The organism is Ruminococcus sp. AF31-8BH, assembly GCF_003460605.1.
Classification (GTDB): domain Bacteria; phylum Bacillota; class Clostridia; order Lachnospirales; family Lachnospiraceae; genus Blautia_A; species Blautia_A acetigignens.
The window spans coordinates 217,656-238,815 of the sequence record NZ_QTVN01000007.1; the positions used below are offsets into that span (position 1 = coordinate 217,656).

A 21,160-nucleotide genomic window follows, 5' to 3' on the forward strand; every position below is an offset into this window, starting at 1 on the left:
ATTGCGGGAGCTGCTTTGCAGCGGAGCAATTCGTGGATATCATGTTAGGGGCAAAAGAATTTTTGACCCTAACATCATAGTATACGGGAAAGTTCAAAAGAATCGAGGGATTGGGAAAATGAAAAATTACAGAGCGGAACTGACTGGCGTATTTGGTGATCCTGTGGATGACAACCCAACTGGCGTAGTGGAAGAAGCTGCTTTTGCGGCAAAGAACCTGAATTACAGATATCTGACTATTAAGGTGCGGCCGGAAGACCTTGAGACGGCAATGAACAGTGTCCGTATTTTTGATATGAGAGGAATTAACCTTACAATGCCTCACAAGATTAAGGTGATTCCCTATCTGGACGAGCTGAGTCCCGCAGCTGAGATTATTGGTGCTGTAAATACTGTCATTCAGAAGGACGGCAGATTATATGGAGAAAATACAGACGGCAAGGGTTTTGTAACAGCACTCAAAGCATCCGGAGAAACGCTTGAGAATAAGACAGTCACCATACTGGGAGCCGGAGGCGCAGCCAGAGCAATTGCGGTAGAGTGTGCGTTAAATGGGGCAAGACAGATTCATATTATCAACAGAAGCCAGGAAAAAGGAATGGAGCTTGCCGCCCTGATCAGGAGCAGAACCAAAAGTGATTCCGCCTATATTCCCTGGACCAGAAATATAGTAATCCCGGAAGATACGGACATTTTAATCAATGGTACTTCCATCGGTTTTTCACCGAATGTAACCGAGAAACCAGATGTTGATTATACATCCATTCGCCCCAACATGTGCGTATGCGATGTAATTTTCAACCCATGTGATACCCTGTTCCTTAAGGCAGCCCAAAAGAACGGCGCCAAAACCGTAAACGGCCTTGGCATGCTGGTGCAGCAAGCCGCCCTCAACTTCACCCTCTGGACCGGAGAGGAAGCTCCGGTGGAAGTTATGGAAGAGGCGCTGCGGAAAGAATTTTGAGAAGATTATAAAAAGGCGATCAAAAATAGAACCAGAAAATGACAGTCCAAAACTGTTGTTTCCTGGTTCTATTTTTACGAACTATTCTATAAGAAAAATTCTAAAGCTGATTCTATATTACACTCAGCCAGCGGCTCTGCCTTACTGCAGTTTCTTCCCCTGCTCGAATTTCGGTTCGCAGGTGAGTTCGATGCCAAGCTTGCGGAAGGAGAGGATATCCACGGAGGAAAGCATAACGGAGGTATGTGCCTGGCAGCCTTTCAGCTTCGGAATCTGCTCGAGGGCAAGGCGGGCATCCGGGTTGGTAGCTGCGCTGATGGAAAGGGCGATCATAGTCTCATCCATATGCAGTCTTGGGTTCTTGCTTCCAAGGTAGTTTGTCTTCAGCTCCTGGATCGGATGAATGGCATCCGGAGAGATTACATGCACTGCATGGTCGATTCCTGCAAGCTCCTTCAGAGCATTCAGAAGAAGAGCAGAAGATGCGCCAAGAAGATCAGAAGTCTTTCCTGTGATCACTCTTCCGTCATCAAGCTCCATAGCAGCAGCCGGAGCACCAGCAGCCTTCTCCAGTTCAAGCGAAGCCGGAACAACCTTGCGGTCTTCCAATGCAGCATGAGCCTGCTTCAGAAGAAGCTCAATCTTGTAAACCTCCTCCTCAGTGCCGGTGCCTGCAATCAGAGCATCCATGCCTTTGTAATATCTGCGGATAATTTCCTGACGGGATGCCTCCTGGCAGACTTCATCGTCTATAATGCAGTTTCCTGCCATATTTACACCCATATCTGTAGGTGATTTGTACGGGCACTCACCCATAATTTTCTCAAACATAGCCTGTACAACCGGGAAAATCTCAACATCACGGTTATAGTTAACTGTGGTAACGCCATAGGCATCCAGATGGAAAGGATCGATCATATTTACGTCATTTAAGTCAGCTGTAGCAGCCTCATAAGCAAGGTTCACCGGATGCTTCAGCGGGATATTCCAGATTGGGAAAGTCTCGAATTTGGCGTAGCCTGCGCTGACGCCTCTCTTATATTCATGATAAAGCTGGGAAAGACAGGTGGCCATTTTTCCGCTTCCAGGTCCTGGTGCTGTGATCACAACGAGGGGGCGGGTGGTTTCGATATAGTCGTTCTTTCCGTATCCTTCATCGCTTACGATCAGGGAAGTATTGCTTGGATATCCCGGAATATTATAAAGAACATAAACCTTAATGCCAAGCTTCTCCAGACGCTTCTTAAATGCATCTGCCCCTTCCTGTCCGGAATAGCGTGTGATGCATACGCTTCCTACATAAAGGCCTCTGCTGGTAAATTCATGCATCAGGCGGAGCACATCCTCATCATAGGTGATGCCAAGATCGCCGCGGACCTTATTTTTCTCAATATCAGGCGCACTGATGACGATTACGATCTCTGCCTGGTCGGAAAGCTGCATAAGCATACGCAGTTTGCTGTCCGGCTCAAATCCCGGAAGAACACGGGATGCGTGATAGTCGTCAAATAATTTGCCTCCGAATTCCAGATAAAGTTTGTTGTCAAATTTGCTGATACGCTCACGAATGTGTTCGGACTGCATTTTCAGATACTTGTCATTATCGAATCCAATTTTTTTCATTCTGCTTTTCCTCTCTCTCTTTCTCTGGTTCCTCATCCATTGTATTTAAAATAAAATGATGCCTGCAAAAAGCAGACAGTTTGCGGTGTGATATAAGTCAAAAAAACCACGTTCCTAGTATACTACAGTTTTCCCGTTAAAAAAAGTATCTATTTGATTTGGAAATGTAAATTTTTTTGCATCTTTTTTCTCAAAAATTCAGAGGGTTTTCACAATATCGCAGTTGATTTATCCGGGTTTTCTCTTTATAATAAAAAGGATAATAAGGAGGAACGAAATGGATAATAATCTGGATAACAATCAAGGCGGACGCCGCCCTGATAAAGGGGATCCGAGAAGAAATCAGGATCCGAACCGCAATAAGAAAAATCATCAGTCCATTCTGGCTTTTCTGATATGTCTTTTGGTTACTCTGGTGTGTTTCAGCCTGTTTACCAATATGCTGCAGGATAATTCCAGTGAGATTACGTATGATAAGTTTATTGACATGGTGAACAATGATGAAGTGAAATCCGTTACACTTCAGTCTGATACCCTGACCATCGTGCCGAAGAAGCAGGTAAGCCCTTATCAGGAGATCAGCTATTACACCAATCTGACAGAAGATGAGACTGCACTTACCAAGCGTCTGGAAGGTACCGGAATCATTTTCAAATCCGAGCCGCCAGATGCATTCGGCGAATTTATGGCAATGATGCTCAGCGTGCTTCTGCCGTCTGTGCTGCTGTTTGTGCTTCTGATGTTCTTCATGCGCCGCATGAACAAAGGCGGCGGTGGCGTCATGGGCGTTGGGAAAAGCCGCGCCAAGGCTTACGTCCAGAAGGAGACCGGAATCACATTCAAGGATGTGGCAGGTCAGGACGAGGCCAAGGAATCCCTGCAGGAGGTTGTGGAGTTTCTCCATAATCCAGGCAAATACGTGGAAATCGGAGCCAAGCTTCCCAAGGGAGCTCTGCTTGTAGGACCTCCAGGTACCGGTAAGACCCTTCTTGCCAAGGCAGTTGCAGGGGAAGCACATGTCCCGTTCTTCTCCCTTTCAGGATCTGAATTTGTGGAGATGTTCGTAGGTGTAGGTGCATCCCGTGTCCGTGATCTTTTCGAGGAAGCCAAGAAGAATGCTCCTTGTATTGTGTTTATTGACGAGATTGATGCCATCGGTAAAAGCCGTGATTCTCATTACGGCGGCGGGAATGATGAGCGTGAGCAGACTCTGAACCAGCTGCTTGCAGAGATGGATGGATTTGATACTTCCAAGGGTCTTCTGATCCTGGCTGCAACCAACCGTCCGGAGGTTCTGGACCCGGCACTTCTTCGTCCAGGCCGTTTTGACCGCCGTGTGATCGTTGACCGTCCGGATCTGAAAGGCCGTATTGATATTCTGAAGGTTCACGCCAAGAACGTGCGTCTTGACGATACCGTTGATTTCGAGGCCATTGCCCTTGCCACATCCGGTGCTGTTGGTTCTGACCTTGCAAATATGGTTAATGAAGCAGCCATCCTGGCAGTTAAGAACGGCAGGCATGCAGTTTCCCAGAAGGACCTGCAGGAGTCTGTAGAGGTGGTGCTTGTTGGTAAAGAGAAGAAAGACCGCATTCTGAGTGCACAGGAGCGCCGCATTGTTTCTTATCATGAGGTTGGACATGCGTTAGTAAGCGCTCTTCAGAAGGACGCAGAGCCGGTTCAGAAGATTACCATTGTGCCCCGTACTATGGGCGCACTTGGCTACGTAATGCAGGTTCCGGAGGAAGAGAAGTACCTGAATACCCAGAAGGAGCTGGAAGCCATGCTGGTAGGCTATCTGGGCGGCCGCGCTGCAGAGGAAATCGTATTCGACAGTGTGACCACAGGTGCGTCCAATGATATTGAGCAGGCGACCAAGGTTGCCCGTGCCATGATCACCCAGTATGGTATGTCCAAGAAATTCGGCCTTATGGGACTTGCCACTCAGGAGAACCAGTACCTCAATGGCCGCGCAGTGCTGAACTGCGGCGACGATACAGCCACAGAGGTTGACCATGAGGTAATGGAACTGCTTCGGGTTTCCTATGAGGAAGCCAAGCGCCTGATTAGCAGCCATAGAGAAGCTCTTGACAAGATCGCTGCATATCTGATCCGCAAGGAGACCATCACCGGCAAAGAGTTTATGATCATTTTCCGCGCTGTAGAACATGGTCTGGAGGTTTCTGACGAGCTGGATAAAGAAGGGCTGAAGGCTCTGGATGAGGCTGTGAAGGCACTGACAGAGAAAAAAGAGCAGGCTGAAAACAATACAGATGCAAAGATGTCTGGCGAAGACGGTCAGGCGGAGCAGAAAGGCAGTGCAGAGTCAGAGAGCAATGAAGCAAAAGCTGTTTCTGAGACTGCTGCCACAGTGGATACAGCGGAAGCTACAGCTTCTTCCGAGAACCCGGCAGACTCAGCCGACCCCCAGAATCTGTAAATTTCAGAATTTTCACATACAGATGACAATATAGGACAGAATAAGAACCGGGAGCATTCCCGGTTCTTTTCAGAAGGAGAAATAGTATGTTCCTGATCGAAGAAGAATTAAAAAAGCTTCCCGGTAAGCCGGGAGTTTACATTATGCACGGGGAGAAGGACGAGATTATTTATGTAGGCAAGGCTGTCAGCCTGAAGAACCGCGTCCGCCAGTATTTCCAGAGCAGCCGCAACAAAGGTGCCAAAATTGAGCAGATGGTCACCCACATCACAAGGTTTGAATATATTGTCACCGATTCCGAGTTAGAAGCACTGGTGCTGGAGTGCAACCTGATCAAGGAGCACCGTCCAAAATACAATACCATGCTAAAGGATGACAAAACCTACCCCTTTATCAAAGTAACTGTAAATGAACCCTACCCCAGAGTTCTTTTTTCCAGAACTATGAAAAAGGACAAGGCGAAATATTTCGGTCCCTACACAAGTTCCACCGCAGTCAAAGATGTCATTGAGCTGGTGCGGAAGATTTACATGGTCCGTTCCTGCAACCGCACGCTGCCAAGAGACTGCGGCAAAGACCGCCCCTGCCTGTATTATCACATGAAGCAGTGCACAGCCCCCTGCCAGGGAAATGTAAGCGAGGAAGAATATAAGAAAAACATTGCTCAGGTGCTCCACTTTCTCAACGGAAATTTCCAGGAAACCATTGACCAGCTGACGGAGAAAATGATGGCAGCCTCAGAGGATATGCGCTTTGAGGACGCAGCTGGATACCGTGACCTGATCAACAGCATCAAACGGATTGGAGAGCGGCAGAAGATCACCACCTACGGGGAAGAGGACATGGACATTATTGCAGTGGCCATGGACGAAAGCGAGGATCTGCGGGAGCAGGACGCAGTGGTGCAGGTATTTTTCATGCGCGGCGGCAAGCTGATCGGAAGAGACCATTTCTTTTTGCGGGTTGCAAGAGGAGATACCAAGGAACAGGTGCTGTCCAGTTTCCTGAAGCAGTTTTATGCGGGTACCCCATTTATTCCTGCGGAAATCATGCTGCAGAAAGAAATCGAAGATGCGGATATTATTGAGGACTGGCTGTCCTCTCGAAGAAAGCAGCGTGTTCATATCCGGGTGCCAAAGAAAGGCACCAAGGAGAAGCTGGTAGAGCTGGCCAAAGAAAATGCCTGGATGGTTCTTTCCAAGGACAGAGAGCGGATCAAAAGAGAGGAAGGCCGTACCATCGGTGCAGTTAAGGAAATTGAGGGATGGCTTGGACTGAAGAACCTTGTGCGTATGGAAGCCTACGACATTTCCAATATCAGCGGATTTGAATCAGTAGGCTCCATGGTGGTTTATGAAAAAGGCAAGCCCAAGCGCAGTGATTACCGCAAATTCAAGATCAAATGGGTGCAGGGACCAAATGATTACGCAAGCATGGAAGAGGTGCTTACAAGGCGTTTTACCCATGAATCCAAGGGGGAATTCGACAGCTTTTCCAGATTTCCGGACCTGATCCTGATGGATGGAGGCCGGGGCCAGGTAAACATTGCCTTGAAGGTTCTTGGCGAGCTTGGAATTGACATTCCGGTATGCGGCATGGTAAAGGATGACAACCACCGCACAAGAGGGGTGTATTTCAACAATGTGGAGATTCCTATCGACACATCCAGTGAGGGCTTTCATCTGGTCACAAGGATTCAGGATGAAGCTCATCGTTTTGCCATCGAATATCACCGTTCCCTCAGAAGCAAGGAGCAGGTGCACTCTGTTCTGGATGATATCCCTGGAATCGGGGAAACAAGGCGCAAGGCCCTGATGCGCAGGTTCCGCTCTATTGAGAATATCCGGGATGCTTCCGTGGAAGAATTAAGCCAGACAGAATCCATGAATATGCAAAGTGCAGAATCTGTATATGCATTTTTTCACAAGATTCAACATTGAAGTTATAAGAAGAATTGTGTATAATAAAAAAGAGTGCGGTTTTCCGTCAAAACATCAAATAAAAAGGAGATAAAAGCATGAAAGGTGTACAGCTTACCAAGCTGGCGCAGGAACTGAATCTGACCAACCTGACGCCTGATATTGACCTTACAGAAATTTATGTGAAGACAGCAGAAATAAATCGTCCGGCTTTGCAGCTTACAGGATACCTGGAGCATTTTGCAAACGAGCGTGTTCAGATCATCGGATATGTAGAGTATACTTATCTGATGCAGTTAAGTGATGAGGAGCGGGCATTTAAGTACGAGCGTTTTATCTCCAGCAAGATTCCCTGCGTAATCTTCAGCACCATGACAAGACCGTCCCAGGATATGATCGATCTTGCCTATAAGTACAATGTACCGACCTTCGTTACAGAGAGAACCACATCCAGCCTTATGGCGGAGATCATCCGTTGGCTTGGCGTTCAGCTGGCTCCCTGCATTTCCATTCACGGTGTGCTTGTGGATGTTTATGGTGAGGGTGTCCTTATTACAGGCGAGAGCGGAATCGGCAAGAGCGAGGCAGCCCTTGAGCTGATCAAGCGTGGTCACCGACTTGTAAGTGATGACGTGGTAGAGCTGCGCAAGGTAAGTGATGTAACACTGGTTGGTTCCGCACCGGATATCACCCGTCATTTTATTGAGCTTCGCGGTATCGGCATCATTGATGTGAAGACCCTGTTCGGTGTTGAGAGCGTTAAGGATACCCAGTCTGTTGACCTGGTCATCAAGCTTGAGGAGTGGGACCGCGACAAGGAATATGACCGTCTGGGACTTCACGAGGAATATACAGAGTATCTTGGAAATAAGATCGTGTGTCATTCCCTTCCTATTCGTCCGGGACGTAATCTGGCGGTTATCGTTGAGTCTGCGGCAGTCAACCACAGACAGAAGAAGATGGGCTACAATGCAGCTGAGGAGCTGTACAAGCGTGTTCAGGCAAATATTGCCAGAAAGCGTGAGGAGTAAGCTTTATACAGGGACTTTCCCGGCAGGGAGAGGGAACCAGGAAGCCTGCGGCGCTTTTTTCGGGCAGTTAATTGCATAGAGTTAGAAAGGATGGAAATTTACAATGGGTATGTATTGTTTTGGAATTGATGTGGGCGGAACTTCCGTAAAATGCGGATTATTCCTGACCAATGGAACTCTGGTTGAGCAGTGGGAGATCCCTACCAGATTGGAGAATAACGGTTCTTCGATTCTTCCGGATGTTGCAGACGCAATTAAGGTAAAGCTGGATGAGCGAGGAATTACCAAGGATAATGTAGATGGTGTAGGTATCGGCATTCCAGGACCTGTCAATGAGAATGGAGAGGTTCCTATGGCAGTAAACCTTCACTGGGGCTTTAAGGCCGTTGCAAGCGAATTAAGCGCACTGACAGGACTTCCTGCAAAGGCAGCTAATGACGCTAATATTGCAGCTCTTGGAGAGGCATGGAAGGGTGCTGCAGAAGGCTCTAAGAATGTGATCATGGTAACTCTTGGAACCGGTGTTGGAGGCGGTATCATCATTGACAGCAAGATTATTGCAGGCCATCATGGTGCCGGCGGTGAGATTGGACATGCATGTGTAAATCATAACGAGGTTCGTCCATGCAACTGCGGCAATCACGGATGTCTGGAGCAGTATGCGTCCGCTACCGGTATTGTACGCGTAGCCAATGACATTCTGGAGGAGAGCCAGGAAGACAGCAAAATGCGTCATGTGGAGAAGCTTTCCGCAAAGAACGTGCTTGACTTCTACAAAGAAGGAGATGCACTGGCTGTTAAGACAATGGAGAAGGTTGGAGATATTCTGGGAAGCACACTTGCTATGTTTGCCTGCGTAACGGACCCGGAGGCCATCGTAATCGGCGGCGGTGTATCCAAGGCTGGTAAAGCTCTTACAGACTGCATCCAGAAATACTATCAGAAATATGCATTCCCGTCCTGCAAGAGCACACCGATCATTCTTGCAAGCCTTGGAAATGATGCTGGTATCTACGGTGCAGCACGTATGGTGATCAAGGACTGATGCTCCAAAAATCAGCAGGTGCGAAGCATTTGGCTGCTCACTTTTAACTGTACATGTAATACATAAAAAACGCCCGGCGAAGATCTGTTCATCCGAACATTTCCTCGCTGGGCATTTTATTTTGCATTTAAGATTTCAAATATAAAAGTTTTGATCTGACATTCTGCTTAATCGTAATAGTAAATATTATCATCACCGTTATCAGCTCCGGCATCTTCACCGCCGTTATCACCGCCGTCGCCGCTTCCGTCATCCGGAACATCGATTACTCCGTCATCCGGATTCTCAGTGGTACCGTCCGGGTTCTCCGGATCAGGAGTTGGAGTGAGCTGTTCGTCAAAAATCTCCATTTCTTCTTCATCTTCATCATAATCATAGAAGTGCTGATCACAGTAATCGGTTGGCATGGTTCCCACATCGAAATATTCCTCTGTAACCGGGCAGCCGGCTCTTGGAAGAAGTCCTGTCTCAGAACAGATGCTGATCTGCTCAATATCGGCTGGCTGTTCGAATTCCTTGTATTCCATTCCCTGATGGATACGGTTCATAACCTTGCGCCACAGGGTCTTGTGGAAGTTGCGGGCATCGCCTTCCGGCATCTTCTGGTTGCCGTCGTAACCGGACCATACTGCACAGGTGTAATATGGGGTGTAGCCTACGAACCAGAGATCATTGTAATCCTCTGTAGTACCTGTCTTACCTGCAATTGCCATATTGTCAAGCTGGCATGCAGTACCGGTACCGTTCTGTACAACGTCCTCCATAGCACTGGTAAGAAGATAAGCAGTGGTCTCCTTGATTACGGAACGTCCTGCTGAATTGTTCTCAATGAGTACGTTTCCATTGTGGTCAAGGATCTTGGTGTAGTAAACCGGCTTGATATAATTGCCGTTATTTGCAATGGCTGCATATGCTGCACAAAGCTCTACGTTGGTAACACCGTAGGTCAGACCGCCAAGTGCTGTAGGAAGGTTGGCATCTGTAAACACATTGCCGTTGGCATCTGTGTCAGCCTCTGTGCCATGGGCAAGAGTGGTGAAACCAAAGTTATCCAGATATTTCAGACCAAGCTCCGGGGTAACATCCTCGAAACACTGGACTGCAACGGTATTGACAGAATTACGGATCGCGGTGCGGATGGTAGTGGTACCATTGAAGGAACCGCTGGCGTTGTTGACCGGAGCGCCATTTTCATAAGTGATAGGCTCATCCTCATAAGTGGTAGCCAGAGTCATGCCCTTCTCATTCAGAGCAGGTGCATAAGTGGATACGATCTTGAAAGTAGATCCAGGCTGACGGGTACTGTCTGTAGCACGGTTCAGCGTCAGGCTGGCTGTCTTCTCACCGCGTCCTCCGATGATCGCTTTCACATATCCGGTATGCTGGTCAATGACGGTCATTGCTGACTGCGGCTGAGGTATGAAATTCACACGCTCTGCCACAACTGTGCTTCCGTCAGAAAGGATATCCGCTTTGTAACGGTCTACATAGGTCTGTGCCTCATCCTGAGAGTCAAACAAAAGGTCAAAGGATGAATCCTCGTTCTGGAAGTAGAGCTTCAGCATTTCCTTGCTGTAGTTGACCTCTGTGCCGTCAGGCTTCTTCACAGTAAGGGCATATTCCAGGGAATACTGCACATAATCCGGATAGTTGGACGGATCTGCGTATTCTTCATCCAGAATATTCTGAATGTCAGGATCCTGGGTGGTCATGATCTTCAGACCGCCGCTGTACAGAAGGTTCTGTGCCTGGGTCTTGGTATATCCCTTGATATTCATCAGGGCATTGACAACCTGCTGGGTAAGCTCATCCTCGAAATAGGAGTAAGTCTTGCTTTGAGACTGTGTATTGTAAGCCTGTGCTTCCTGAATGCGGGTATAGACATCATCATTAATGGCTTCGTCATACTGCTCCTGGGTGATATATCCCTGATCCAGCATGTGATCCAGAACTTCCTTACGTCTCTTGGCATTCTCTTTCGGGTTCTCAATGGGATTGTATTTGGTAGGAGCCTGGGTGATACCTGCGATGGTAGCACACTCAGAAAGGTTCAGATCCCATACATCCTTATTGAAATACTGGCGGGCTGCTGCCTGCACACCGTAAGCGCCTGCACCAAGGTTGATGGTATTCAGGTAATTCTCAAGGATTACATTTTTATCATTGATCTTCTTCTCAATCTCAATGGCAAGGTACTGCTCCTGAAGCTTACGCGTAAATCTTTCAACTTGGGTGGACTCGTTGGTCCAGTTGGTGAAGACATTGTTCTTCAGAAGCTGCTGGGTAATGGTACTTGCACCCTCTGAAAAGCCTCCGCTGGTAAGTGCTTTCACACCGGCACGGAGAATACCTCTCACATCGATTCCGTTATGCTCGTAAAAACGCTCATCCTCAATGGCAACGACTGCATGCTGCAGATCCTCGGGAATCTGGTCGATGGATACCGGAAGACGGTTGGCATTAGGTGCTGCCAGCTTACGGATCTGGTTTCCATTGCAGTCGTAGAGGAAAGTAGCATAGCCAAGGGGCATGATGTCCACTTCATCTACATTCGGTGTATTGGCAAGGATTCCGCGGATGGAACCGATTCCAAGACTGGATACCCCGACGCAAAGGGCAATCAGACCGATGAAAAGGACTCTGATAAACGAAACATGAGCTCTTTTCCCCATCATGGACGAGCGGGAAATAAGAGAATTCCGCTTCTTAGAGGCCGATTTTTTTCCGTAGTTCATGATAAACCTCCTTTATAATCCGTTCTATTATATCAAATCTCAATTCGTAAATAAACCCTAAAATCGAATATTTCTGTGAACTCTTTACCAAATCCGTTCCCATCTTAAGGCATTTTTTCCAGAAAAAAGAATTTCTATGCTTTATTATAGCAGATGGTGGGCTGCTCTTTCGAAAAATGCATTTTCCTGGGGTGGAAACCAGGGAGAATTCATGTTAAACTATAGGAAAACGGATGTCCAGGCAGGAAATGGACATCTGTGGAGAAACAAGCTTGGAGGTTCCGGTATGCTGGAAAATTATAAGACCATCTATGCTGGCGGTGAGGGAGAGATCACAGAGAAAAAATCCCGTTTTATTGCCACTGTCCGTCTGGTAGAAAAAGAAGAGGACGCTCTTGCTTTTATAGAAGAAATGAAGAAGAAATACTGGGACGCCAGACATAACTGTTACGCCTATTCCATCGGGGAACACCGGGAATTTACAAGATGCAGTGATGACGGCGAGCCCTCAGGAACTGCAGGCAGGCCTATGCTGGATGTGATTCTCGGAGAGGACATCTACAATGTAGCCGTGGTTGTCACCAGATACTTCGGAGGCGTGCTTCTTGGCACAGGCGGTCTTGTGAGGGCTTATTCCGGAGCCGTGCAGGCAGGCCTTGGGGCAAGCAAGGTAATTGAGAAGCATCACGGCATTTCCCTGGCGCTTACAGCGGATTATACAGCCATCGGCAAGCTGCAGTACATTGCCGGGGAAAATCAGCTGCCCATTCTTGACACAGAATATACGGACAGAGTGATTATGCACCTTCTTGTGCCAAATGACCAGGCAGGAAGAATTGAGAAAACCATCACAGAAGCCACCAGCGGAAGAGTGAAGATGGAGAAGGAAAAAGAGTTGTATTTTGCGGATGTGGACGGCGAGATCATAGTATTTGACCATTAAAAATAAAAATGCTCAGGGAATATTCGGCAGCTGCGAATTTCCCTGAGCATTTGTGCACTCATATGTGATTTATGATCAGCATTTCTCTGGTTCCGGATAATCTACGCCGAAGGTATCCACTGTCATGGATTTGATCTTCTGTTCGTCAAGAGGTCTGTCGCTGTAGTCGGTATCGGTCTCGGCAATCTTGTTCACAACATCCATTCCCTCGATCACTTTGCCGAAAGCAGCGTATGCGCCGTCAAGATGCGGAGCATTCTTGTGCATGATGAAGAACTGGCTTCCTGCTGAATCCGGATGCATGGCTCTTGCCATGGAAAGAACGCCCTCAGTATGTCTTAAGTCATTCTTCACGCCGTTCTGTGCGAACTCACCCTTAATGCTGTATCCCGGGCCGCCCATTCCGGTTCCGTCCGGGCATCCACCCTGGATCATAAATCCGCAGATAACGCGGTGGAAGATCAGTCCGTCATAAAAGCCCCTCTTCACAAGGCTGATAAAGTTATTTACAGTATTCGGTGCGATTTCCGGATATAATTCTGCTTTCATCACATCGCCATTCTCCATGGTGATGGTAACAACTGGATTTGCCATAGTTTAATCTCCTTTTTCAAAAAGTATTGTATTTCGTTATTCGTTCTATTATAATATGCAAAGAACAATTCTGCAAGGAAAAACGGTTAAAAAGGAGCTTTACAAAGCTATGATAAAAGAAACATTCAGCCCCGAGGAGACCTTTTCATTTGGAAAATGGATCGGGGAAAATGCCCTTCCCGGTCAGGTATATACCCTGGTTGGAGATTTAGGGGTAGGCAAGACGGTTTTCACCCAGGGAGTGGCCGCAGGGCTTGGCATCACAGAGCCTGTGAACAGTCCCACCTTTACCATTATTCAGGAATATGAGACAGGGCGCATGCCCTTTTACCACTTTGATGTATACCGGATCGGGGACATTGAAGAGATGGAGGAAATCGGCTACGATGATTACTTCTACGGAAACGGAATCTGCCTCATCGAGTGGGCGAACCTGATCGAGGAAATCCTGCCGGAACACATCATTGAGATCACCATTGAGAAAAATCTGGAGAAAGGTTTCGACTACCGTAAGATCACGGTAACCGGACTTCCGGAATAAAAGTCCCCGGACAAGACTTCCGGCTTCAGAGAAAAAAGCCAAAAGCGGGGCAGACAAGGAGAAAATATGAAGATTTTAGGATTAGACAGCTCAGGAATCGTCGCTTCCGTAGCCATAGTGGAGGAGGACAACCTGATCGCCGAATATACAGTGAATTACAAAAAGACACATTCCCAGACACTTCTTCCCATGCTGGATGAGCTGGCGAAGATGACAGAACTGGACATGGACACCATTGATGCTATCGCAGTAGCAGCAGGACCGGGCTCCTTCACCGGACTTCGTATCGGATCTGCCACAGCCAAGGGACTTGGTCTTGCGTTGAAGAAGCCTCTTGTGGAGATCCCCACAGTGGACGCTCTGGCGTACAATTTATATGATGCGAAGGCTTTGATCTGCCCGATCATGGATGCAAGAAGAAGCCAGGTTTATACGGGAATCTACCGTTTTGAGGACCATAAGCTGGTGACGGTGGAAGCACAGATGGCAGTGCCTATGATGGAAATGATCGACAAGCTGAATGAGAGAGGGGAAGAGGTAATCTTCCTTGGAGACGGTGTTCCTGTTTTTGCGAAAATGATCCAGGAGAATCTGAAGGTGCCCTATTCCTTCGCACCTGCACATGTGAACAAGCAGAGAGCTGCAGCAGTCGCAGCTCTTGGCGCACTCTACGCGAAAGAGGGCAAGGTGGTAACGGCCATGGAGCATGTGCCGGAATATTTAAGGGTTTCCCAGGCTGAACGGGAACGTGCGCAGAAGCTGAAGGAGCAGGAAGCTGCAGGCGAGGCTGCAAAGAACGAGGTGCAGCCATGATCCTTCGGGAAATGCTGGTGGATGACCTGGAACAGGTAATGAAGATCGAGACAGAGCTTTTTTCACCGCCCTGGACCAAGGAGGGATTTTTTACCTATCTCACACGTAAGGACGCCATGTTCCTGGTGGTGGAAGAGAAAGGGGAAATCCTGGCTTACTGCGGGCTTCTTATGGTTCTGGATGAAGGGGACATTACCAATGTGGCAGTGCGTCCGGACAGACAGAGAGAGGGAATTGGGCATTTTCTCATGGACAGCCTGATCCGCCTTGCGGAACAGCAGGGGATTACCACCATCCATCTTGAGGTTCGTGTTGGAAACAGGACGGCAATCCGTCTTTACGAAAGAATGGGATTTACAAGAGACGGGATCCGCAAAAAATATTATACGGATCCCGTGGAAGATGCTTTACTTATGACGAGGCAGGCACAGAAGGTTCCACAAAATTAAGAACAAGGCTGCAAGACAGCTGAATATAAGACCAAGGGACTTACCGGGCGCATGGAATTCAAGTACGATTTCATGTGCCCCTTTTTGTAAAGGAAATCCAACGAAGGCTTTGTTAACCTGAACCGGGGTCACTTCAGTGCCGTCCACATAAGCTTTATAGCCATTAGAATAGGTATAGGAGGTAACGAAATAGCCATCCTCCGGCATGGTAATGGTGCCGTTTACAATCTGTTTTCCGGCGGTGTCATGTTCCTGAAACGTTACCACTCCCGGATGGGAAAGGGAAGACAAAGGAATGGTGTAAGCGGAAACATTTTTTATTTCATAATCCCCCTTGGAAAATGTGATTTCCAGGGAATCCCGATCCTGGTCACTGGATAACATATAGCTGAAGGTATGATTGTTGTTTGGATAAGGAGCCAGGGAACCGGAAAGCCGGTTGCGGACGCCATCAATAATAATAGAAACGTCCCGTTCCCCGTCGTATTCTACATCAAAGGAAATCAGCAAAATAGTGGAAGCTGTCAGCGTTTCGGGCAGCTTTTTCTCCACTGTGATGTTCTTTTTGGAAGTTTCCCTGGAGAAGAAATCTCCGGGAAGCGTGTAGTTCTTCATCTGGGAAACATAGGGCGTGGATTTTAATGCCGTATCATCACTGGCACCAGAAACAATCGTACGGTTTGCAAGGGTATCCAGGTTTTCCGGGTAGGAAAGCTGGTCGTAATCGTCCTCTGTCATCAGCGCCATGCTTCCATAGGCAAAGGGCAGAACATTTTCATTTTCCGCAAGCACATGTCCCTCTTTTTCCTGAAGCACCGTGTATCCGGCAGGAACCTTATCTGCCTTGGTCTGAATGTAGCGCACGCCCATCAGGTATTCCTGGAAAGGATTTTCATCGGCAGTCATTGCCACACGGTTGCGGATGCTGATGGGCATTTTCAGAATGTCATAAATCAGATTGTTGTAGGTACTGTTGGTAATAGAAGAATACAGGGTACTCTTGTTCTGATCTCCGGTGATCACATAATTGGTATTGTTGGAAGGATGCTCAATAATGTCAAAACGTGACTGCGTATTTTCACAGTAACCTTCCAGATCCTCCTGGGAAAAATAATCCCTGGATTCATCAGAGCGGGAGGCGTACCGTTCTTCCTGACCCTTGGCAAGATAAAGCATAGCCGGGACCGCGCAAAGAAGAACCAGTCCGCAGATGTTTGCAAAAAGCGGCCTGCATGGAAGAGAAAACTCCTTCTTTTCCAGGAAAAGGGAAATCGTCACCACCAAAAGAAGCAAAATCAGGTCAGCCATAGTAAGGTGACGCACCTGGTCATTGCGAAGCAGGAAAACAAGCTGCACGATCACCGGAATGGCACAAAGCAGCGTCAGGGGCAGGCTGTGGCGTATTTTTTTCAAATGAAGGCCTTCCAGCGCCTGGGCTGTGAGATACAGGATCAGGGGAAGGAAAGGAATCAGGCTTTTGGGCCGCACGTATAAAGTTGCATTTAAGATCCAGTAAAAAATGTCAAAAAACAGCAGTGCAAAAATAGCAATGGCAAGCTTGCGGGTCCTTTTTTCCCGGATACAGAGAAACAGGGCATAGAGGCAGATTACCGTAAGGCCGCAGCCGTAAGGACTGTAAAGGATGCTGTCAAGGGTTGGGTTCACACCCAGGATCTTTAAAAGGGAGGTGCTGTTTCCAGTGTCTTTTTTGTTCCCCAAAATAGCAAGTCCGGTTGGCAGAAGGAGAAACATGTTCATGGATACCGCAATGGACACGTCGAGAATATAGTTCCACCAGATTTTATGCTTTAATTTTTTACGGATGGTTTCCTCTGCATTCTGGAGGAAATCCGGCAGCAGATGAAATATGTAAAGAATGCACGCCGTAAAGCAGGACGGGAAAAAATAAAAGCTGTGCAAAATGCAGAAAAACAGGGAAATCACCAGCCCTACATGGGGACGAAAACGGTATTTTGCGGCTTTTCGCACATCCAGGATCTGATCCAGAAACAAAAAGGCCAGGATCAGAAATGGCATATAATTTACAAACATGATCTGTCTGTGCGCCTGGAAAAAGCAGTTTGCAGTGAGATAAAAAAATCCGCATGCAAAGCTGGTAAAATCAGAAAATCCCTTTCTGTGAAGCCAGTAATAAATAAGTCCTCCGCCCAAAAGAATTTCCAGTATGGCGTATCCCTGAATGAAATAGGCCATTGCAATACCTGGGAAAAGGTAGGAAATCAGCACATCCGGCCGCATGAAACCGTAATAGGACAGGGAAAAGAAGTTGGTTCCTCCGCCGAGCCCTGTGAAATCTGGAAAAAGCTGTCCGGTAGCATAGAAATTTTTTCTCATATAATCCGCAATGGTCATATGCTGGGAGTACCAGTCTGTCTGGGAACCAAACCAGGATCCCTCCGGAATCAGTCTCCAGATGAGAAAGCCTCCCGCAGATAGAAGAAGCAATAAAATAACAAAATTTCTCCGGGTGAATTTTTGAGGTCTGCTGCAGAAAATCATAGTAAGTCCTTTCTTGAGTCCTAAAGCTGTTGTGGCAGGTTGTTAACTGTAATTTTGATATCAAAACACATTGTATGCCGTTTGTCAAGTTACAGTGCCTGATTTTACAGGGAAAAGCTTAAGAGAAAAGGCGGGAAAATCTGAAGAATTTCTGAATATTTTCCCGATTCACAAGTCCAGCCACTTGTTTTAGCAAACCGCTTGTGTTAAACTTTCCCAGAGAATGTTAAATGAAAAGAGGATATTTTAATATATGTTAGATGTTTGTCTGGTTGGAACCGGAGGAATGATGCCACTTCCAAGAAGGTGGCTGACTGCCCTGATGACCCGGTATAAAGGAAGCAGTCTTCTCATTGACTGCGGTGAGGGAACCCAGGTTGCCATTAAGGAAAAAGGCTGGAGCTTCAAGCCCATTGACGTGATCTGCTTCACCCATTTTCACGGCGACCACATCAGCGGCCTTCCGGGACTTCTTCTTACAATGGGAAATGCGGAGCGCACAGAGCCATTGACTTTGATTGGCCCGAAAGGCCTTGAGAGAGTGGTAAATGCTCTTCGGGTGATCGCGCCTGAGCTTCCTTTTGAACTGAAATTTATTGAGATCAACGGTCCGGAACAGGTTTTTGAGATTAATGGCTACCGGATCACGGCATTTCGCGTAAACCACAATGTACTTTGCTACGGATATACTCTGGAGATTCTTCGTCAGGGGAAATTTTCCCCGGAGCGTGCCCGTGAGCAGGGAATTCCTCTGGAATACTGGAATCCGCTGCAGAAGGGAAATGTAATCGAGGCAGACGGCGTGACATACACACCGGATATGGTGTTAGGACCTGCTAGAAAAGGCCTGAAGGTTACTTACACCACAGATACCCGCCCAACAGAATCCATTGTGAAGCATGCCCCGGGTTCTGATCTTTTTATCTGCGAGGGAATGTACGGGGAGGATGACAAGCTGGAGAAGGCAAAGGGTTATAAGCATATGACCTTCCGCGAGGCTGCCGCCCTTGCAAGAGACGCCGGAGTGAAGGAAATGTGGCTGACCCATTACAGCCCGTCACTGATCCGCCCGGATGAATATATGGATATGGTAAGAGGAATTTTCCCCAATGCTTATCCAGGCAAAGATGGAAAAACAATGGAATTAAATTTTGAAGAGGATTAAAGAATGAAAGATACATTAATTCTTGCAATAGAGAGCTCCTGTGACGAAACTGCAGCTTCCGTAGTAAAAAACGGCAGGACCATTTTATCAAACGTGATCTCTTCCCAGATCGCACTTCATACCTTATATGGAGGCGTTGTGCCGGAAATCGCGTCACGCAAGCATATTGAGAAAATAAACCAGGTGATCAAGGAGGCACTGAAAGAGGCGGGTGTCACCCTGGATGATCTGGATGCAATCGGTGTTACCTACGGTCCCGGACTTGTAGGTGCCCTTCTTGTAGGCGTAGCAGAGGCCAAGGCAATTGCATATGCAAAGAAGCTTCCCCTTGTAGGCGTTCATCACATCGAGGGACACGTTTCCGCCAACTATATTGAGCATCCTGACCTGGAACCGCCGTTTCTGTGCCTGATCGTATCTGGCGGACATACCCATCTTGTAATCGTAAAGGACTACGGCGAGTTTGAGATTCTGGGACGCACCAGGGATGATGCAGCGGGAGAGGCCTTTGACAAGGTTGCCCGTGCCATTGGACTTGGTTATCCGGGAGGACCTAAGGTGGATAAACTGGCCCGTGAGGGAAATCCGGATGCCATTGTTTTCCCAAAAGGAAAGCTGGGGGACTGCCCATACGATTTCAGCTTCAGCGGCGTGAAGTCTGCAGTTTTGAACTATATCAACAATGCCCAGATGAAAGGGGAGGAGATCAACCGCGCAGATCTTGCTGCTTCCTTCCAGAAATCTGTGGTAGACGTACTGGTGGAGCATACCATGCTTGCAGCCAAGGACTATCATATGGATAAAATTGCCATTGCAGGCGGCGTTGCATCCAACGGTGCCCTTCGTGAGGCTATGACCAGAGCATGTGAAAAAAGAGGATACAAATTCTACCGTCCGTCCCCGATCTTCTGTACAGACAATGCGGCAATGATCGGCGTTGCGGCTTACTATGAGTATATAAAAGGAACCCGTCACGGCTGGGATCTGAATGCGGTTCCAAATCTGAAGCTGGGAGAAAGATAATGGAGCAGGGCAGATGTACAGCCATTGTTCTGGCAGCAGGACAGGGCAAAAGAATGCACAGCAAAATACAGAAACAGTTTCTGGAAATAGGAGGGAAACCCATTCTGTATTATTCTATGGAGTGTTTTCAGAAGAGCCCGCTGATCCAGGATATAATTCTGGTGACGGGAGAAGATATGATTTCCTATTGCCAGAGTGAAATTGTGGAGAAATATGGCTTTACCAAGGTTTGCAAAGTGACTGCAGGCGGAAAAGAGCGCTATGATTCCGTGTATGCGGGACTTTTGTGCTGTCAGGATACCGATTATGTGTATATTCATGATGGAGCCAGACCCTTTGTCACAGAGGAGATGATCCAGAGAGGCTATGAGGCTGTGAAAAGGACAAATGCGTGCGTTATGGGCATGCCATCCAAGGATACCGTGAAGCTTGCAGATCCGTCAGGCTATATTAAAGAGACCCCGGACCGCAAAATTGTATGGAATATTCAGACTCCTCAGATATTTTCTTATGATCTGATTCGCGGAGCCTATGAAAGCATCCGTAAGAAAGACATGAGTAATGTGACAGATGACGCCATGGTAGTAGAGCAGGAGACGGGAACGAAGATCCTTCTGGTGGAGGGATCTTATCAGAATATTAAGATCACAACCCCGGAAGATCTGGCGGTTGCGGAGGCTTTTTTGCGATATTGAACGAATTTTTGAAAAAAATAAAAAATCTTGTTGACACCAAAAGGATTTGATGATAAAATACGTTTTGCACTGACAGAGACAACCTCTTGAGTGAAGGACAACTCCTGATGTGCGAAACGGTTTTATTTGATCATTTATGGAGAGATATCGAAGTGGTCATAACGAGGCGGTCTTGAAAACCGTTTGTCCGCAAGGGCGCGTGGGTTCGAATCCCACTCTCTCCGCTTGTTAAGAACTTTGAAAAATAATTAAAAAAAGTTCTTGACAAATTAAGAAACATCGGTTATACTAAACAAGCTTTCGTAAGAGAGCAAACAACAACACAGAGAACTACTTAGTAAGTAGGACAATTTGGAGAAGTACCCAAGCTGGCCGAAGGGGCTCCCCTGGAAAGGGAGTAGGTCGTTAATAGCGGCGCGAGGGTTCAAATCCCTCCTTCTCCGCTTTGAATTTCTTTGAAAAAGAAATTTAAAAAAGTTGTTGACAAACATTTGAACATATGATAATATGAACAAGCTGTTTTGAAAACAACAGCAAATAACCTTGATAACTAAACAGTGAAACACATACGATTCTCGAAAATTTCTTTTACAAACATCATTCGAAGAGAATGAACTTTTTAGAACAGTAATGACGAGAGATAACTAAGCTAGTTGGTTG

16 protein-coding genes and 2 tRNA genes are annotated in these 21,160 nt (G+C 47.3%); 14 read left to right on the plus strand and 4 right to left on the minus strand.

Going from position 1 to position 21,160, the window contains the following annotated elements:
- Nucleotides 1–118: 118 nt before the first annotated feature.
- Entirely contained in the window at nt 119–964 is an 846-nt protein-coding gene (gene aroE / locus DWZ38_RS10880; protein ID WP_117852670.1) for a shikimate dehydrogenase, read from the plus strand.
- A gap of 141 nt (nt 965–1,105) precedes the next feature.
- On the opposite strand, the gene DWZ38_RS10885 is transcribed toward aroE, so the two are convergent.
- The gene (locus DWZ38_RS10885) at nt 1,106–2,587 is read right to left on the minus strand and encodes a DUF1846 domain-containing protein (protein WP_021925650.1); all 1,482 of its coding nucleotides are present in this window, start codon (nt 2,585–2,587) and stop codon (nt 1,106–1,108) included.
- A 277-nt stretch (nt 2,588–2,864) separates the two neighbouring features.
- Between DWZ38_RS10885 and ftsH the strand changes: the two genes are divergently transcribed.
- The 4 genes from ftsH (at nt 2,865) to DWZ38_RS10905 (ending at nt 9,022) form a co-directional block, all read left to right on the plus strand.
- Nucleotides 2,865–5,027, plus strand: coding sequence for an ATP-dependent zinc metalloprotease FtsH (ftsH, locus tag DWZ38_RS10890; protein ID WP_117852639.1), 2,163 nt, complete (start codon nt 2,865–2,867; stop codon nt 5,025–5,027).
- An 86-nt stretch (nt 5,028–5,113) separates the two neighbouring features.
- On the plus strand, nt 5,114–6,967 hold the full coding sequence (uvrC, locus tag DWZ38_RS10895; protein WP_117852641.1) for an excinuclease ABC subunit UvrC: 1,854 nt from the start codon (nt 5,114–5,116) through the stop codon (nt 6,965–6,967).
- Nucleotides 6,968–7,044: 77 nt separating this feature from the next.
- Entirely contained in the window at nt 7,045–7,977 is a 933-nt protein-coding gene (hprK, locus tag DWZ38_RS10900) for an HPr(Ser) kinase/phosphatase (protein WP_021925653.1), read from the plus strand.
- A 103-nt stretch (nt 7,978–8,080) separates the two neighbouring features.
- Nucleotides 8,081–9,022 (plus strand): ROK family glucokinase, encoded by a 942-nt coding sequence (locus DWZ38_RS10905; protein ID WP_021925654.1) that lies wholly within the window; start codon nt 8,081–8,083, stop codon nt 9,020–9,022.
- 167 nt (nt 9,023–9,189) lie between these two features.
- Here the strand turns inward: DWZ38_RS10905 and DWZ38_RS10910 are convergent, their stop codons facing one another.
- A complete protein-coding gene (locus tag DWZ38_RS10910) occupies nt 9,190–11,757 on the minus strand; it encodes a PBP1A family penicillin-binding protein (RefSeq protein ID WP_117852643.1) in 2,568 nt (855 codons plus the stop codon).
- Between the two features lie 136 nt (nt 11,758–11,893).
- Here DWZ38_RS10910 and DWZ38_RS10915 point away from each other — a divergent pair, with 136 nt between their 5' ends.
- Nucleotides 11,894–12,700 carry a YigZ family protein gene (locus DWZ38_RS10915; protein WP_347519479.1) on the plus strand — a complete coding sequence of 269 codons (807 nt, stop codon included), beginning with the start codon at nt 11,894–11,896 and terminating at the stop codon, nt 12,698–12,700.
- A 75-nt stretch (nt 12,701–12,775) separates the two neighbouring features.
- Here DWZ38_RS10915 and DWZ38_RS10920 read toward each other — a convergent pair whose 3' ends face one another.
- Nucleotides 12,776–13,294, minus strand: a complete 519-nt coding sequence (locus DWZ38_RS10920; RefSeq protein WP_117852646.1) for a peptidylprolyl isomerase — start codon at nt 13,292–13,294, stop codon at nt 12,776–12,778.
- A 109-nt stretch (nt 13,295–13,403) separates the two neighbouring features.
- Between DWZ38_RS10920 and tsaE the strand changes: the two genes are divergently transcribed.
- The 3 genes from tsaE (at nt 13,404) to rimI (ending at nt 15,097) form a co-directional block, all read left to right on the plus strand.
- Nucleotides 13,404–13,835, plus strand: a complete 432-nt coding sequence (gene tsaE / locus DWZ38_RS10925) for a tRNA (adenosine(37)-N6)-threonylcarbamoyltransferase complex ATPase subunit type 1 TsaE (protein ID WP_117852648.1) — start codon at nt 13,404–13,406, stop codon at nt 13,833–13,835.
- Nucleotides 13,836–13,901: 66 nt separating this feature from the next.
- Nucleotides 13,902–14,648: a tRNA (adenosine(37)-N6)-threonylcarbamoyltransferase complex dimerization subunit type 1 TsaB gene (gene tsaB / locus DWZ38_RS10930; RefSeq protein ID WP_021925660.1), complete on the plus strand. Its 747-nt coding sequence runs from the start codon at nt 13,902–13,904 to the stop codon at nt 14,646–14,648.
- Nucleotides 14,645–15,097: a ribosomal protein S18-alanine N-acetyltransferase gene (gene rimI / locus DWZ38_RS10935; protein ID WP_117852650.1), complete on the plus strand. Its 453-nt coding sequence runs from the start codon at nt 14,645–14,647 to the stop codon at nt 15,095–15,097. The genes tsaB and rimI overlap by 4 nt, the downstream gene beginning before the upstream one ends.
- Here the strand turns inward: rimI and DWZ38_RS10940 are convergent.
- Entirely contained in the window at nt 15,056–17,563 is a 2,508-nt protein-coding gene (locus DWZ38_RS10940) for a YfhO family protein (RefSeq protein ID WP_178105317.1), read from the minus strand. The two genes, rimI and DWZ38_RS10940, sit on opposite strands and share 42 nt — an antisense overlap.
- 307 nt (nt 17,564–17,870) lie before the next feature.
- On the opposite strand from DWZ38_RS10940, the gene DWZ38_RS10945 reads away from it, so the two are divergent.
- The 5 genes from DWZ38_RS10945 to DWZ38_RS10965 all read left to right on the plus strand — a co-directional run bounded on the left by DWZ38_RS10945 (nt 17,871) and on the right by DWZ38_RS10965 (nt 20,943).
- Nucleotides 17,871–18,782 (plus strand): ribonuclease Z, encoded by a 912-nt coding sequence (locus tag DWZ38_RS10945; protein WP_021925663.1) that lies wholly within the window; start codon nt 17,871–17,873, stop codon nt 18,780–18,782.
- Nucleotides 18,783–18,785: 3 nt separating this feature from the next.
- A complete protein-coding gene (gene tsaD, locus DWZ38_RS10950; protein WP_021925664.1) occupies nt 18,786–19,805 on the plus strand; it encodes a tRNA (adenosine(37)-N6)-threonylcarbamoyltransferase complex transferase subunit TsaD in 1,020 nt (339 codons plus the stop codon).
- Nucleotides 19,805–20,500: a 2-C-methyl-D-erythritol 4-phosphate cytidylyltransferase gene (gene ispD, locus DWZ38_RS10955; RefSeq protein WP_117852656.1), complete on the plus strand. Its 696-nt coding sequence runs from the start codon at nt 19,805–19,807 to the stop codon at nt 20,498–20,500. Before tsaD ends, ispD begins: the two co-directional genes overlap by 1 nt.
- Nucleotides 20,501–20,638: 138 nt before the next feature.
- Nucleotides 20,639–20,724: transfer RNA gene (locus DWZ38_RS10960), tRNA-Ser, on the plus strand.
- 129 nt (nt 20,725–20,853) lie between these two features.
- Nucleotides 20,854–20,943, plus strand: a tRNA-Ser gene (locus DWZ38_RS10965).
- The last annotated feature ends 217 nt before the right edge of the window (nt 20,944–21,160 follow it).